This is a genomic window from Peribacillus sp. BM1 (genome assembly GCF_056679975.1).
On record NZ_CM155259.1, the window covers coordinates 2,856,783 to 2,872,306 of the forward strand.

The following is a 15,524-nucleotide window of genomic DNA, read 5'->3' on the forward strand; positions in this document are numbered from 1 at the left end:
TCTTTAAAATGATTAAATAAATCATTAGTAATTGTCTTCACTTCTTCACATTATTATTTGTTCAGTATGAAAAATACAGACGAGATATCTTGTACCCACCTTATTAATAATAGAAAGGATCGTGGAACTATGACTGAGTTTATAACCAAATTAAGTGATATTATTTGGGGGCCACCGGTACTAATTTTATTAGTAGGAAATGGGGTTTATTTAGCATTTCGTATATCTTTCCTTCAGTTTAGTAAACTACCATATGCTTTAAAACTCGCTTTTTCAAAGAATCAAGATCAATCTTCAGAAGGTGAAATCTCTCACTTTCAGTCATTAATGACGGCTTTGGCTGCTACGATTGGTAACAGGTAATATTGCGGGTGTAGCTACTGCCGTTGTCTTAGGTGGACCAGGTGCAGTATTCTGGATGCGGATTACGGCACTTGTTGGAATGGCAACCAAGTATGCTGAAGCGATCCTTGCAGTAAAATACAGAACAGTTGGAAAACGTGGCGAAATGGCTGGGGGCCCCATGTATTATATTGAAAGAGGTTTAGGGTGGAAATGGCTAGCTGTTCTATTTGCTCTTTTTGGTGCCATTGCTGCATTTGGTATAGGTAGTACAGTTCAATCCAATTCTGTAGCTGCCGCAGTTGAATCTAGTTTTGGTCTAAACCCTTGGATAACGGGTGCGATATTAACGATTGCAACTGCCCTTGTTATTTTAGGTGGTATTAAAAATATCGGTAAAGTTACAGCGTATTTTGTACCGATTATGGCCATTTTTTATGTAGTTGGTGGACTAGTTATCATTTTATTTAATATTACGGAAGTTCCTGCAGCTTTAGCTCTGATTATTAAAGATGCGTTTACAGGGGAGGCTGTAGCGGGAGGTACGATCGGTGCAGTTATTCATTATGGTGTAGCTCGCGGAGTATTTTCTAATGAAGCGGGTATGGGATCTGCTCCAATTGCGGCAGCCGCGGCTAAAACCGATCATCCAGGACGTCAGGCACATATTTCGATGACTGGAACCTTTCTTGATACGATCATCGTGTGTTCGATAACTGGTATAACGTTAGTAATGGGAGGGCTATATACGGATAGCAAATTATCTGGTGCTGCTTTAACTACCAAAACTTTCGACCAGATGCTTCCAGGAGTTGGCGGGTGGATTGTTACGATTGGCATTATCTTTTTTGCTTATTCCACCGTATTAGGATGGACATATTATGGAGAGAAATGTTTTGAATACTTATTTGGAATTCGCTCAATCATATGGTACAGGATTTGTTACACTTTATCTGTCGTAGTTGGTGCTGATATGAGCCTCGGGTTGGTGTGGACCATTGCTGATGACTTTAATGGATTAATGGCGATTCCAAACTTGATTGCTCTTGTTGCTCTGGCAGGAGTTGTAGTATCAGAAACAAAAGATTTTAATAAAATATTGGCGCAGGAAAAAAGAGAGAAAAAGAAAAATGTCGATATCACACATTCCACATAATAAATAAGATAATGAGAAAAGAGGCTAACTAAAAGTTGATACTTTTGGTAACCTCTTTTTTGTTTCCTAGTACATATCAATTAGAAAGTATTTCAAGGGAAAATTTAATTGAAGTATAATTAATTATTGAAGAATAGTTCATTGTTAAGCTATTTTAACGAAATAATAATTGTTCTACCATTTGGAATAAACGTTAGGTGGGGTGGCCAACGATAATTTATTAAAATAGGGCGTAATGCCCGTTTTCAAGGAGCAGATTTCATTTATTACTATGCGATCAAGCTCCAAGATCTTTTAAAAGCTATGCGCTATTAGTCTTGAACTTTTGTATTCATACTTGAATAGTCAGATGAAAGTATAAACGAGTCTAAAAAGTAGTCATTCAGTAGACGGCATCAAGTTTCAAGTTATTGGATGATCTGTATACATTGGGTGATGTGGTACATCAGAGCTAAATAACATTTTGTCTAGGTTTCGTTAACCAAACGTTAATCCCAACCTTTTTACATATCGTTACATAATGCATCATGGTTAGTAAAATAGCTCCTGTGTTCATGCCTAAAATAACACCAGTCATATTCAAAGAAGCTTGAGATCCTAAGAGATACATCAGCATAAATGAAATGATGTGGGACCATACCGTATGGATGAAAGCGTCTTTCACTAATCCTAATCCGATTAAATAAGCCTGCATCGGGATGATGAAGAAGTGGAATAAGAAATAAGGCCCTAAAAGTTTTAAGTAGACCGCTGCTGTAGTCGAAGAAAAAAAGAGTGAAGTTAATGGTTCTGAAAATAGGTACATAATGAAGACAGCGGGTAATCCATAAAGTAGTGTTAAGGACATGGATTTTTGCAATAAATTCCTTAATTTCTGGTAATCTTGCTTGGCGTAAGCGTCTGATACATTTGGAATGAGCATAATCATCAATGAATGTGCGATAAAAGCAGGGAAAAAGCCGATTGTCATAGCGACTCCCATCAACATCCCAAAATGTTCAGTCGCCATAACGGCACCAAAACCAGCTGATAGTAGGGCTGAGTGAATTAAAAAAGGCTGGATGGCATTGGTAATGGCGTGAAAAATACGAAGTCCCACGGTGGGAACCGATACAGCAAGCAGCTTATAACGTGCATGTTTACCTGAAATCATGGTATTCGAAACTTTTCTCATCGTTTGCATTTGAATGATAAATAAGCTAATCAAATAGAGAAACACAATGAATTCACTAGCAATTAATATAATCAACGCACTTAGTAGCGATTTTTCTTGGTCAAATTGTAGAAAATGAAAGATAAGCAAGAGTAATAGGAATTGAAAGCCTTTTTTTAGGAAGTTTGAAAAGGCGATTTTCCCCATTTCTTGAACACCCATGAAATACCCTCTTGCGATTGTTGAAAAAGCAGCGATCGGGATTAACCCAATTAGTAGCCATTTTACATATGGATGAAAGTTATTCAAAACATTCGAAAATGATACGACGATTAATATTAAAAGAAACGTAATTAGTATCGCGTATCCAGCTAATTTGAGGGCATGCTGTAGTAAACTATAATGAAGTTTTGGTCTATTTTCAGCGACGAATTTTGAAATGGAAACCTGTAATTCGAAACCAGAAATAATATAAGCCAAGAAAATGATTGGCAGTATAGACATATAAAGTCCCATTCCTTCTTCACGAAGTTCCCTAGCAAGGATCATATTGACAAAAAACTCAACACACTCCCCGAAAAACGCTGCAACAATCAATATAATGGTCCCTTTGTAAAAAGATTTCATGCTGACTCACTCCCAATAGGTCTTTGTATAAAGATATGAGACAGGCTTTGGATTATTCTTATGTCAAAAAGAAGAATGAATGATAAAGTGGAAATTATGTAAATTATTACTACGGAAACAGAGATTATGCCGTACAAAATGTTACTAAGTTCTGTAATCGTAATGATGTGATTAATGCTATACTTGGGATAGATTTGATATCTAAAAGGAGTGGAAATCCCATGAAGTACATGAAATCGCAAATGAAACAGCTGATCAAAGACAATGAAGAATTACAAAAGCGCTTAAAGGAGTTGATGGAAGAACACGAACTTGAGAAAAATTTTGCCCTTAGAGCTTTGTACCATTCAGAAGTTGCTGAAGGAGGAAAGTATCAGTTGGCATACCAAAAACTTGACTTACCCAAGGGGTAGGTCATTTTTTTAAATTCGTACTTAAGACTATTTACGGAAAAATAACAAGCTCATTTATATTCATTACGATGAATAGTGCCATTTGAAATAATTATATGGATTGTGAATAGTTGTACTTAAACTAACGAGCAGGTTAGTTCAATAAGGAGATGGTAAAATAAGTGTACAATATATAGATAATTTAAGGAGAACTTGGATGAATATTAGAAAAGATATGAGACAAAAATGTCCTAAGTGTGGTTAGGAAAAATGTACAACAAAGGTTGTAGTTGATAATCCAAAGTATCCTTCAGGTTTTATTTTAAGATGTAAGCAATGCAAATCTATATTTTCATTGGACAATGGAGAGTGGGTATTTTTCAAAGAGTGGTATTAGAGTATTGATTTAACGGGTGCCATGCTTCAAGAAGAAAGTTTGGCTATTCTTATTGAAGTAAAGGACAGATTACTTTAAGAGCGAGAAGGGAGCAGATTAAAAATTCTGCTCCCTTTGTACCCAGTTTACTTTACATTAACTAACAATCTTCAGCTTTATAATGGTGTAATGGTGGTGGAACTAACCATCCTTTTTCTTTATTTAGTCGTAGAACTTTAGCTCCAAGTGCTGCCTTTTGAACATGAAACTGCCCGAACATCATAGCAATGTCTTCTCGAATAGATTGCCCCATAATTGTACTACATGCTACTAATCCTGCTGCAATGCTCAACGAAAGCATAGCTGCTATTTCAGGGTCTGCAAAACGCGCTCCAGCTGGAATGTCATCTAAGCAAGCTTTAGGACGCTCAGGAGGTGTTGGAGGTAATCCAATTCCATTCGCTTTTAATAAAGTTTCAATCTGTTTGATTTCTTGTTGTCCACCCTGAACGGCTTCCTCAAGTAATTTTTGTAAGTCTTCATCACCTGCATGGTTTAGGTGAGTTTGAAAACCTGCAATTGCCCCTTTATCCGTTAATAGAAAAGACCATGTACTAAATACTTCTCCATAGTGCATGGGTTCATCTGTTGGATTTCCACTTAAAATTCCCATTGTGATCCTCCTAATTAAGTTCATAATTTGTGCCACCTTTCTTTAAAGCACATATCTTTATGGTTCTCAATCCATTGCTTTTTAATCCATTATTTAGTTTGAAAGTCATTTAAAAGGGGGAGTTCAACATTCAAGTGTAAAACAAGCTAAACTAAAAAAGTCGATTCCGTAAGAAGACAGGAAATCGGCTTTTTTAATGGGTTGAAACTCCCTTAGCGTTGTAAATCCGCATTTTCCTGATGCTATTCCTATTGAGATTGTGAAGGTTTCTACTTACCCTAAAGGGCAAGTTAGTAATAGTGCAGATATTAATAAAATACTGTTATGTAATAACTTATAGTATGTTAAATTTTAAAATCTGAATTTCCCGCATGAATCTGTTCCTCTTTGGAAATAAAATGATTATGAAGACTTTTATACAGTTATTAGTGCAAGACAATTTTTCAAAAAGGAGAGGAGATATCGCATGGAAAACATTGAAATAGGCGAAATCTTTACGATTAGCGATGAGAATGAACAGGAGCAGAAAGTTGAAGTGCTGGCAGCGTTAAATATTGAAGGGACAGAATACGTTGCAGTCAGCTTTGTGGAGGATCTTGAAGAAGAAACCGAGGAGGACATTGATGTCTTCTTTTTAAAGGTCGATCAGGATGGTTACTTTACAGGTATTGAAAACGATGGGGAATTCGACAGAGTTTCCTCAGCTTTTGATGAAATAATAAAAGAAGACTAATGATTTTTTGGGAAAAAGAGGAATATGAAAACCTTACTAATGTAAGGTTTTTGTTGTTTAGTAATCGGGCGTTTTCTTGAATAAGAAAGCGTCTTTTTGTAATGGTTTAGATTCTAGAACAACACGTTTAAGGGATAGGATTATGAGAAAAGGTTGGCTTTTTTCTGGCGCAGTCGGATCAAATTGTTCATTAATCTAACATTTTCTTATTAAATTAACGTGCCAGAATAGTTAAACAAGATCTTCGTCCATGTGGTAAAATATGGTGAAAGGTATTTGGCATGCCCACATCTGAACCGGAGTTTACCATTACCCGCACCCTGAATGCCCGCCGCAAGCTCGTGTGGCGCGCCTGGACCCGAGGGAGAAGGAACTCGCCGAATGGTTGCCTTCGACGCCCCTGGAGACCATCTCCTTCGACGTTCGCGAAGGCGGACGCTACCGCTACACGATGGTCAACATCGAGACCGACGAGGAGTATCCCACCGGAGGTGTGTTTCTCAACATCGTACCATTCGAACGGCTCGTTTTTACCTGGGGCTACCCCGATGATCCCATCGAGAACTCCCCTGTCGTGACCCTAACCCTCACCGAACACGGCGACCGGACCAAGATGATTTTCCACCTGCGCGGATTCGCCGGTTACCCCGGCGATCAGTACGTGTACGACGGCTGGTCTGACGCGCTCGACAAGATTGTGAAAAAATATACTTAAACAAACGGATGCTTTACTTGAATAAAGAGTAAAGCCCTTTTTCTTATTAAAGTAACTGGCAGTTTAGTTCAAGAAGAAATAAATGAAAAAGACTAAAGTATGTTCTTATGTCTATGTAAGCTGACCCCCATTTGGAAAAGGCATCACCGCTTGGGGGTCAGAGTCTGATCTACTTTCGTTTAGGCTCCTGGATCGATACACGCTTGGGTCGTTTTGGATATAATGCCTTGCCTGAATCGTCAGGTCCAGTAAGGTCATTTCGTTGATCTAGAACCTTCCCAGTATACTCAATAGGATTTTGATTTGTCATGATTACCACCTCCATTAATAGGATTGGTAAAAATTAAGCTCCAATGACAGGTAATTTTTCCATGGTGGGTTAAACTTAATTTTCTTCTGTCGATTACGTTTTATTATAGTGAAAAGGGCAGAACATTTGAATTGAAAGGTAGATTAAGGAACTGTTAAGTGACATAGAGTTGTTCCGTTAAAGGGCCATATTGTTGAGGAAAGTAAACAAATATTTATCTCTAATGCAATTGAGATTGTGAAGGATTACACTTAAACTAACGGGCAGGTTAGTTTAAGAAAATAGATGCCAAAGGGATTTATTGGCTCTGTGGGTTATGAAGGTTCACAATTTCTAAATCTCATAAAAATTCTATGCCCACCTTGGCTTATTGTATAACTTGAAGAACCCGGATTTCTTATGGTGGTTCACCCCAATAAAAAAAGCATCCGATTATTCGGATGCATACTTAATTATTCCTTGTAAATAAACTGAGTATTCTCTCTGTACATATTCTCTTAATTTAATTCTTTTTTCTGTTTCTAATACTCTAACCAATTCTTGAATCCTTTTTTCATCTTCTTTTGTAGTAGGAATCTCTAATGAAAACAAATTACCTCGACTACTATTTAGTAACTTTTTTAATAACTCAAATTTATTCATTGGGTAATCCCCTTTATCTGTTATATTCGACATAAAGGCGACTTTTTCCTTGAAATATCTTATATTGTTTCAAGTTTTACCTACTTTCCACTAAAGAATCTGATTACAGGTATTATGACAGGAATGGGTTAGTTTTTTATTAGCTTTTTTTATAACTACCTTCTACCAATCTAATCATATCACGCCCTGATGTCTTTTCTGTTTCATGATAACCTTCTTCATCACGCAAGCTCAAGTACCAGCTGCTATTGTCATCTTCATTTAACCTATATAACTTATTGGTCAAAACATTTGTATAAAAATCTCCATTTCTTAGCCTCATACTATTCCCCCCTCTAATGTATATAAACTGTATTATGCCCAAGATATAACCGTAGCATTTGTGAACAATTCTCATTGAACTAACGTGGTGCGTTTCTACAATAAGTGGAGACGCTTTTTCACTAACGACGCAGGTTAGTGCAACAAGCATCTTGTTAAGGGTTAAATGACAAATCATGAAATTCAATATTTGAATACTTCAAAATTTGATTCCCCGCACCATTCATCAACATGGAACGTAACAACACAACCATTTCCTCTGCGGGAATCTGCTTTCCATTATCATACCAATGTTTAATGGAAGAAAGAATGGCTGAGATGGCGAACTCAAAAATGAATTGAGCATGTACATCAGTTTCATCTAAACCAAAATTCTCAAACAACATATTACGGAAAATATCTTTTAATTTCTGATTAAAAGTTGGGTCTCCGTTTTCACCAAGAAGAACACTTAGGTATTCTCCTTTAGACTCATATATGTTTGCAAGCGACTTTATGATGTCCTCACTTAGATTTGTATCTAAGCTGTTATAAACATTCTCTTTAAGATAAAGAATTAGGTCTGTTTCTAGCTGATTTAGAACATCATAGATGTCTGTAAAATACTCATAGAATGTACTGCGGTAATATCCTGCATTATCGGTTATTTCTTTAATGCTTATTTTATTTATTTGTTTTTTACAATACAATTTCCAAAAGGAATCCATGAGTCTTTCTCTTGTCAGGGCTGTGATTTCAGGTTTTTTCTTCATAATAACTCCTCTTTTCGTTGAAGATACGACAAATGAGCATAAACTGACGGTTGATAGAGCATTGAAAAGTTCTATAATTATAAATACGACAGTTTGTCGGATTATCCAACCAAAAGGAGTTAGCTATTATGAACTTTTTTAGAAGACATTGGTATAATGTTGGATTAGTTGTTGCCATCATATCTATTGTGTATTTAATCATTGCTTGGGGGGATATGGGTATTCTCCAAAGGTTAGTGTTTATGAACTTTATAGTGCTATTAATCCATCAATTTGAGGAATATGGATTTCCAGGCGGTGAACCAGCAATCATGAATATGGCACTTCGACCTAGTTCTACACCTAGAAATTACCCTCTTAACCAAAACTCAGCAATGATTACGAATGTTGTTATAGTTTATACTATGTATCTAGTTCCAGTATTTTTACCTGATGTAATCTGGTTAGGATTGACTCCAATGTTGTTTGGTATGATGCAGTTTATGGTGCATGGAATTATGACACCTAAGAAACTTGGACAATTTTATAACCCTGGATTGGCTGCTGTTGTCTTAGGGCATATTCCGTTGGGAATTTATTATATTTACTATATCCATTCCAATGGACTTGTAAATGGATGGGATTGGGTATTTGGAGTTGTTTATATGTTCCTAACCGCATTTATCGTAATTAACAAAATGACCTATTCCTGGTTAGCAGACAAAAGCTCACCATATTCTTTCGGAGAAGATGAAATGAGAAGATTTAATGTTTCTGAGAAATTAAATCGTTTGAAGAAATAAATAATTTCTAAAGAGCCGTTTCTCTATAAAGAGGAACGGCTTTCATGGAAGTATGTGAAACAATATACTTAAACTAACGGGTGCTATCTTATTATAAGGTTAGCCAGTTTTTACTGGTTGACCTTTTTTAAATAGAATCTATTATATCAGTAGCCAGGGTAGGACGTACGGGTGCGTGGGACTTAGTTGAATAAAGAGAGAGGGAGTCAGCAGAAATTTGCTGGCTTTTTTATGTCGTAGTGGGAAAATATTACGCATCTCTCTTTAGCGAATGGGGCATGTTATTTCGCGAATTAAATTGTGTTTTATAGGGTAATCTATCTAAAAAAGAGGTAGGAATATGAGGAAGATTGTTGTTTTGTTTTTCACGATTCTCTTAATTTTTAGTACAACTAATTCAGTTAATGCAGAGGTAAGTAAAGAAGGCAAGATTAAAAAAGATGTCTATGCTACAACGGAAGATATTCTATTAACGATTATTGAACCTAAACTCGAAAAAATTATACAGGACAAGTATGGACATAAAATGTCTTGGCATGTTCAAAAAGTTTCAAAAGTAGGGTTAATAATTGACCACACACAAAAAGAGTCTGAAGCTTGGTATGAAATGACATTAGAAGCCCAAGTTAGTGACCCTAAAAGTACGAAATATCAATTAGACATTATACAATTGAAATTAGATATGCCTAATCTATTTTCAGATAGAGAAATAAGTAATGTTGAAATTAAAAATATAAAAATTGATTTGATTGGTTATCAACAAATAAGGTAATTATCATTTTCTTGTTGAACTAAATGATGCTTTAATTCAACAGTAAGACCACCAATTTGGTGGTCTTTTCAATGTGCGAAAATGTCTAAAATCATACATTCCATTAACCTTCTTCAACTAACGAAGCAGTTTAGTTGAAGAAGAACTGAATGAATAAATAAAAACAGCCAGTTTGCCTGTTTTTTATAAAAAATCGAAATGCTTGCAAAAAAATAATTAGATTTATGGGATAGTTATATTAATTCCAGTTTTTCTCTATAAATTGAACTGCAGGTTGTAAATTTGTTTTGTTAGCAATTGAAATGACAGCGGGAACCACAGAAGGGTCCGTTTTGGAGAAATTAGGGATCCGTGGATTTAACCGAAAAAAACGGTTTCCTAGAAGCTGAGAACTGACCATGGATTCATAGTAACCGGATCCACTAGAAATAATCTGAAGAAATGGCAGTAAAGGTTCATTGGGCGATCGGTCCAAAAGAACTCCCCAATTAGGGGGAAGGTTCTTCATATTTTCGGGGCGTATGTTATCTGCACTCACCATCCCCCACCCCTCCGTATCTCTTCTTAATTGAGTCGGCTCTTCACCTGTTCCAATGGATAATACGACAATTTGATCCAGCGGCTGTTTGGCTTTCCCCACTGCAAACGCGATACTGGCTGTACTGGGGTTAGTTGCTACTGTATACCCATCCACGTAGTTTTGATAGGCTCTTTGCGTTGCGGGAGCACCACTGCTCCGTAGTATTATATCACTCGCTTTCTCATTAAAATAGGGAGAGCCAGGAAAGTTATGGAATAACACAGGAGTCCAACGATTCAGCTCCGGTGAGAATAAATGAAATGCAGGGACAACAATTCGTCTTTTTAAGTCTTTGAGGAGAAGATCTGGAGGAAAAAATGTTTGTACTGCTTTAATGAAACCGGAATAGGGTAATTGTTGGTTAAAAACAGGTCCACCTGGTCGGGAAACGCTGAATGCCGGCAGGATTTTATCCTTAAAAAACTGGAGTGTCTCCTTCGGTGATCTTCCACTTGCTAACGCAAGGGCAGTGAATGAACCGATTGAATTTCCCGAAAAAACATTGGTTCGACTAATTAATTTTGGGTTTTGCTGAGCCAGTCTGTTCAAAAGTTGTAAACTTAAAGCACCTAAGGTACCGCCTCCATCAAAGGACATGATCCGATATTTTGTCAAAGTTGATTTCTCCTTTCTAATCTGATCATAAGTATCATTCAGTATATGTTTATTTCGTGTCTCGTATGGGTATGAATTTTCTTACTCCTTTCAATAATGTTTTTGTGACCAATGTTACAGGATTTCTTATAGTAATTGTTGGTTTTTTGTTCACGCCATATGTTGTTCAATACGAAGAGGTATTGTAAGGAATTCTACTTAAACAAACGGGTGCAATAGTTGAATAGAACAACGTCGTTATCTAAACACGTTGCTCCTATTTAGTTTATTAGAAATACTTCTGATAAAACTCCTTCCTAAGCCGACCACTTAACTCAGCATATATTCGAGTTGTTTCATTTTTCTCATGTCCCATTAAACTTTGTATTACTTCAATGGGGGCGTCGTTATTTAATAAGTGAGTTGCATAGCTGTGTCTCAGTTGATGGGGATGAATTTCATTATTAATACCTGCTCGTTGGGATATACGTTTAATGATATATCTCATTTGTGCTTTGCTCATTCGATGAGGATGTCTTTCTGTTACAAAGAGAGCTGCATCACTATCCGCTCGTCTTTCTATGTATCGTTTAAGCTAAATATCACATCGAATATTAAAATAAACTTCTCTTTCCTTGTCACCTTTACCCCCTAACGATAGCCGAATGATTCGACCAATTGACGTTATTAGTATCAAGTGTTACTATCTCACCAATCCTACATCCTGTCGAAAACATGAACTCGAATAGAGCTTTTTCCAAAGGTGTATAACAGGCTTCACGAAGATGTTCAATCTCTCTTTCTGTTAAAAACTTTGAGATTCGTTTCCCTGCCTTTGGTTCTTTAATTTTAGCTGTCGGATTTTTACTAATATGTCCTTCTTCGTGTGACCAGCGAAAAAGTGATTTCATTGAACGAATACGATGGGCTAATGACGAAGGTTTTAATGTTGTGCTAGATTTAGAAAGGTAATCTTTTCATTGTTCTGTTGTAAGTGAACCGATTTCTACATCTCCAATATGACGAATAAGTAAGTTAACTTGAAGGTGATATACTTTTAATGTTTGTGGCGAAGAACCTTCTATTCGCTTATCCGATTCATACGTTTCCCATGCTTGTGATAATAACAAAATAAATCTCTCCCTAAAATTCTTTTTTAAAGGAATTATTGACTTGATCCTGGAAATTGAAACGGAAGAGACTATTCAACTATCGGGCAGAATACCTTAAGAAGTTAATTGGATTAGAGTGGTAAAGTGATAGTGAAAGGAGGGATAACTTGTTAAAAATATTAAGAATCGTTTTTTCGATAATTGTTATTACTTTATCGGGTTATGGTTTAATTACTAAAAGTTTCGAGTTATCTTCATATATGCTTTTTTTCTTAGGGGCACTCATGTTGGTGACAGGATTAGTTGAACTTCAAAAAGACAGAAAAGGATTTTGGGGGTATATGAGTATTATCGTTTCTTTATTTACTTTTTTTGTTGTCATAAAGGGGTTCTTATTGAAGTAACTGGGCAGTTTAGTTGAACAAGAATGAAGATACATAGGGGGATAAGATATGATTGATTTTGGTTGGCTTAATATTGGCAGTCTCGTGCTTGGAATAATTGCTTGGATACTTCCTGTTGTTAATCTCATACGAGATAAAAAGCAGGACAATAAGAATTGGGTCGCTCTTTCCGTTATGAGTATTAGTGCTTGTGCTATTTCGCTATGTTTCCAAATTTTCTATAACTATCATCTGGTAAAGATTGAGGATTGGGGTGCTCTTATGGACACAATGTATGCTGTGGCGTTTGCTGCAACAGTTCTTCTCATCGTTACCATCATATTAAATGCAATTAATCTGGTTGTATATCGTAACAGAACAGCAAAGTAGGATGTAAATTCCAGTTTGTGAGGTTAAAATAATTAACTCATAATGCAAAAAGGATTAATTCACACTTTTCTTAACGAAGATTGTGAAAGGGTGTACTTAAAGTAACAGGGGCTTTGGTTCAATAAGTATAGTGAAATATTACATCAAAAAACGCTCAGATTTTGAAGTGACCCCATAAAGTTAGACAGGTTATTTCGTTAGGCAGCTTGGATGGCATGAACTCGGTACTGTACTGGGCTCATGCCTTTTAATTTTGTCTTAATTCGTTTGTGATTATAGTATTCTATATATTCTGCTAGTTCTTGTTTAAAGTGGTCAACACTTTCAAATTCTTTGAGATAAAGAAATTCTGATTTCATGATGCCAAAGAAATTTTCAATAACTGCATTATCGTAACAGTTCCCTTTACGTGACATACTTTGTGTAATGCCACGTTCATTAAGGGCATGACGGTATTGTTTCATTTGATAGTGCCAACCTTGATCAGAATGAATAAGGAGTGTATCCTCTTCTGTTAAACGTTCAAAGGCTTTGTCTAACATCGTTGAAACAAGTATATAAGTTGGTCTTGAACCAATTGTATATGAAATAATTTTACTATTAAATAAATCCAATATCGGTGAAAAATATAACTTCTCTCCAAATAATTTAAACTCCGTACTATCCGTAACCCATTTCTCATTTGGTTTTCCAGCTTTGAAGTTTCGTTCTAAAATATTTGGTGCAATCTTTCCAATAGTACCTTTGTAAGAACGATATTTTTTCAAACGGACTAGACATTTTAATCCTAATTCTTTCATGATGCGCTGTACTTTTTTGTGATTTACTTTGTGACCACGATTAGTAAGCTCATCACGAATACGACGGTAGCCATAACGGCCTTCATGTTCGTCATAAATTGTTTGAATCAATCCTCTTATTTCTGTATCTCGATTTGGTCGATTGAAGCTTTTCACCCAATAATAATACGTGCTACGCGGAATCTCTGCGAGCAGTAAAAGTGTTTTCACCGAAAATTCATGCCTTAATTCATAGACTACTTTCGCTTTGTCTTGTTTGGTAATTTTCCTTTGTTTTGAACTAAGGCATTCAACTTTTTTAAGTAGGCATTCTCCATCCGTAGGTGTTCTAATTCAGCTTGTAACGCTTCGACAGTTCCTTCAGCAGGTGCTTGTTTTTTATTTTCTTTTCTCATGGATGGGCGCCCCTTATTTTTTGATTTGAGGGCGTCAACTCCTTGTGATTCGAATTGAATTCTCCATTTTCTGATTAAGGCAGGAGAAGTAATAGTAAATATCGTAGCCGTTTCATTCGGAGACATCCCATTATCATTCATATAATTAAGTACGTCTAGTTTAAACTGGGAAGAATAGTTTGTATAGGATTTTTTAACTAATCCCTGTACACCATTACGTTCGTATTGCATTACCCAGCTCCTAACGACACTGTCAGATGTACCAATTGACTTCCCGATAGTAGCATAACTTTCTATCCCTGTTGTGTAGCGTTGAATTGCGGCTAATTTATCATCTTCAGTAAATTTAGTCATAGAAAAACTGCACCTCCAATTGTTAGATGTGTCTAACAATTGGGGTGCAGTTCAATTTCTGAGCGTTTTTATTTTCCATTTATATTTCCAACTTGCTACTGATATATATGCTGATTAGTATGTTATTTGCATTTTTCTCCCCATCAGCCGAACTCGTTAGAAGCTATCCCTTGTGCTTTTTGTCACTTGAGAGAGTTTGATTTCTCTGATCGAATGCATGTGATTAGATGAATCTTTTGACTAACCTATCGATAATGCTCTAACAAAGAGAAGAACTCTTTAACAAACTGATAAAAGACTTGTTCAGTTGGCGCCAAGCTTCTATTTTTTGAAGTGATAACCCCTACGGTTCTTTGCACTTGTGGTGTATCAATCGGTATTTTTACAGTGAAACGTGGTGTTGTTTCATAAAGTGTCCCATCCGGTAAGATGCTCAGGCCTATCCCTGCTGAAACGAGGCCCTTTATTGCATCCATATCTTCTCCCTCTGCAATGATGTTTGGTGCAAAGCCTGCTTGTAAGCAAGCATCTACTGCTATTTTCTGAAGGACATATCCTTTTGGAAATAATACGAAGTCGTCATTTCGCAATTCGCTAAGGGACAAGCTCTGTTTCTCTGCCAAAGGATGACTAGCAGGAACTAAAGCGGAAAAACTTTCAGAAAATAAAATATCAGCCTTAATATCTGGTTCATTTGTAGGAACAGGACCAAGCAAAGCTAACCCGATATCTCCATTTTTAACAGAATCTATTAAAAATGCATAGGAGCCTTGACGGAGGTGATAGGAAACGTTCTGGTATTTTGCTTTAAAAGCGGAAATGACCGTTGGTAGCGTATGGTTTGCTAAGCTAGTTGGATAGCCGATTTTTATCGTTCCGTTTTCCGGATCTAAGTACTCGTCAACCTTCTCTTTCGCGTAATCAACGGCCTTAATCGCTGCTTTTGCATGAATTAAAAAAATTTTTCCGATTTGCGTGAGTTTAACATTTCTACCGACGCGCTCAAATAAACTCACACCAAGTTCTGCTTCAAGTTTAGAAATTTGTAAACTAATTGCAGATTGCGCTACATGTAGATGATCTGCAGCGGCTGTTACATGCTCCCGTTCAGCGACTTCGATGAAATAGATTAATTGACGCAGTTCCATTACTACCCCTCCTTTATTCCTT

Annotated in this window: 16 protein-coding genes and 2 pseudogenes; 8 read left to right on the plus strand and 10 right to left on the minus strand. The window is 36.4% G+C overall.

Translation table 11 applies throughout. The annotated features are described in order from the left end of the window. The first annotated feature begins 129 nt into the window (after positions 1 to 129). Positions 130 to 1,498: pseudogene (locus AC1MGI_RS13805) on the plus strand (alanine/glycine:cation symporter family protein). A gap of 451 nt (positions 1,499 to 1,949) precedes the next feature. On the opposite strand, the gene AC1MGI_RS13810 reads toward AC1MGI_RS13805, so the two are convergent. Continuing rightward, positions 1,950 to 3,278 (minus strand): oligosaccharide flippase family protein, encoded by a 1,329-nt coding sequence (locus AC1MGI_RS13810; RefSeq protein ID WP_062180316.1) that lies wholly within the window; start codon positions 3,276 to 3,278, stop codon positions 1,950 to 1,952. Between the two features lie 221 nt (positions 3,279 to 3,499). Here AC1MGI_RS13810 and AC1MGI_RS13815 point away from each other — a divergent pair, with 221 nt between their 5' ends. Further along, positions 3,500 to 3,691 (plus strand): hypothetical protein, encoded by a 192-nt coding sequence (locus AC1MGI_RS13815; protein ID WP_062180305.1) that lies wholly within the window; start codon positions 3,500 to 3,502, stop codon positions 3,689 to 3,691. Positions 3,692 to 4,206: 515 nt separating this feature from the next. Here AC1MGI_RS13815 and AC1MGI_RS13820 read toward each other — a convergent pair. Next, positions 4,207 to 4,719 (minus strand): DUF3231 family protein, encoded by a 513-nt coding sequence (locus tag AC1MGI_RS13820; protein WP_480345752.1) that lies wholly within the window; start codon positions 4,717 to 4,719, stop codon positions 4,207 to 4,209. A gap of 466 nt (positions 4,720 to 5,185) precedes the next feature. Between AC1MGI_RS13820 and AC1MGI_RS13825 the strand changes: the two genes are divergently transcribed. Together AC1MGI_RS13825 and AC1MGI_RS13830 are read left to right on the plus strand one after the other, a co-directional pair. Further along, positions 5,186 to 5,452, plus strand: coding sequence for a DUF1292 domain-containing protein (locus AC1MGI_RS13825; RefSeq protein WP_480345753.1), 267 nt, complete (start codon positions 5,186 to 5,188; stop codon positions 5,450 to 5,452). Between the two features lie 343 nt (positions 5,453 to 5,795). Beyond that, complete coding sequence (locus tag AC1MGI_RS13830; RefSeq protein ID WP_480345754.1) at positions 5,796 to 6,167, plus strand: SRPBCC family protein; 372 nt, start codon at positions 5,796 to 5,798, stop codon at positions 6,165 to 6,167. 169 nt (positions 6,168 to 6,336) lie between these two features. Here AC1MGI_RS13830 and AC1MGI_RS13835 read toward each other — a convergent pair whose 3' ends face one another. From AC1MGI_RS13835 to AC1MGI_RS13850, 4 genes are all read right to left on the minus strand, one after another. Continuing rightward, entirely contained in the window at positions 6,337 to 6,477 is a 141-nt protein-coding gene (locus tag AC1MGI_RS13835) for a hypothetical protein (RefSeq protein WP_154663997.1), read from the minus strand. Between the two features lie 432 nt (positions 6,478 to 6,909). Next, entirely contained in the window at positions 6,910 to 7,119 is a 210-nt protein-coding gene (locus AC1MGI_RS13840; protein WP_480345755.1) for a hypothetical protein, read from the minus strand. Positions 7,120 to 7,258: 139 nt separating this feature from the next. Continuing rightward, on the minus strand, positions 7,259 to 7,441 hold the full coding sequence (locus tag AC1MGI_RS13845; RefSeq protein WP_480345756.1) for a hypothetical protein: 183 nt from the start codon (positions 7,439 to 7,441) through the stop codon (positions 7,259 to 7,261). 154 nt (positions 7,442 to 7,595) lie between these two features. Next, positions 7,596 to 8,192: a TetR/AcrR family transcriptional regulator gene (locus AC1MGI_RS13850; protein WP_480345757.1), complete on the minus strand. Its 597-nt coding sequence runs from the start codon at positions 8,190 to 8,192 to the stop codon at positions 7,596 to 7,598. Between the two features lie 128 nt (positions 8,193 to 8,320). On the opposite strand from AC1MGI_RS13850, the gene AC1MGI_RS13855 reads away from it, so the two are divergent. Both AC1MGI_RS13855 and AC1MGI_RS13860 read left to right on the plus strand, forming a co-directional pair. Further along, a complete protein-coding gene (locus AC1MGI_RS13855) occupies positions 8,321 to 8,974 on the plus strand; it encodes an HXXEE domain-containing protein (RefSeq protein WP_480345758.1) in 654 nt (217 codons plus the stop codon). A gap of 340 nt (positions 8,975 to 9,314) precedes the next feature. Next, the gene (locus AC1MGI_RS13860) at positions 9,315 to 9,746 is read left to right on the plus strand and encodes a DUF3888 domain-containing protein (RefSeq protein WP_480345759.1); all 432 of its coding nucleotides are present in this window, start codon (positions 9,315 to 9,317) and stop codon (positions 9,744 to 9,746) included. A 238-nt stretch (positions 9,747 to 9,984) separates the two neighbouring features. Here AC1MGI_RS13860 and AC1MGI_RS13865 read toward each other — a convergent pair whose 3' ends face one another. Beyond that, positions 9,985 to 10,941 (minus strand): patatin-like phospholipase family protein, encoded by a 957-nt coding sequence (locus AC1MGI_RS13865; protein WP_480345760.1) that lies wholly within the window; start codon positions 10,939 to 10,941, stop codon positions 9,985 to 9,987. 268 nt (positions 10,942 to 11,209) lie between these two features. Further along, positions 11,210 to 12,050: pseudogene (locus tag AC1MGI_RS13870) on the minus strand (tyrosine-type recombinase/integrase). Between the two features lie 149 nt (positions 12,051 to 12,199). Between AC1MGI_RS13870 and AC1MGI_RS13875 the strand changes: the two are divergent. Together AC1MGI_RS13875 and AC1MGI_RS13880 are read left to right on the plus strand one after the other, a co-directional pair. Beyond that, positions 12,200 to 12,436, plus strand: coding sequence for a DUF3953 domain-containing protein (locus AC1MGI_RS13875; RefSeq protein WP_480345761.1), 237 nt, complete (start codon positions 12,200 to 12,202; stop codon positions 12,434 to 12,436). Between the two features lie 48 nt (positions 12,437 to 12,484). Continuing rightward, positions 12,485 to 12,805: a hypothetical protein gene (locus AC1MGI_RS13880; RefSeq protein ID WP_480345762.1), complete on the plus strand. Its 321-nt coding sequence runs from the start codon at positions 12,485 to 12,487 to the stop codon at positions 12,803 to 12,805. A 197-nt stretch (positions 12,806 to 13,002) separates the two neighbouring features. On the opposite strand, the gene AC1MGI_RS13885 is transcribed toward AC1MGI_RS13880, so the two are convergent. Together AC1MGI_RS13885 and gltC are read right to left on the minus strand one after the other, a co-directional pair. Beyond that, a protein-coding gene (locus tag AC1MGI_RS13885; protein ID WP_480345763.1) for an IS3 family transposase occupies positions 13,003 to 14,354 on the minus strand; the annotation gives its coding sequence in 2 pieces (ribosomal slippage) (positions 13,003 to 13,907 and positions 13,907 to 14,354; 1,353 coding nt in all). A 245-nt stretch (positions 14,355 to 14,599) separates the two neighbouring features. Next, positions 14,600 to 15,502 carry a glutamate biosynthesis transcriptional regulator GltC gene (gltC, locus tag AC1MGI_RS13890; RefSeq protein ID WP_480345764.1) on the minus strand — a complete coding sequence of 301 codons (903 nt, stop codon included), beginning with the start codon at positions 15,500 to 15,502 and terminating at the stop codon, positions 14,600 to 14,602. Between the last annotated feature and the right edge of the window lie 22 nt (positions 15,503 to 15,524).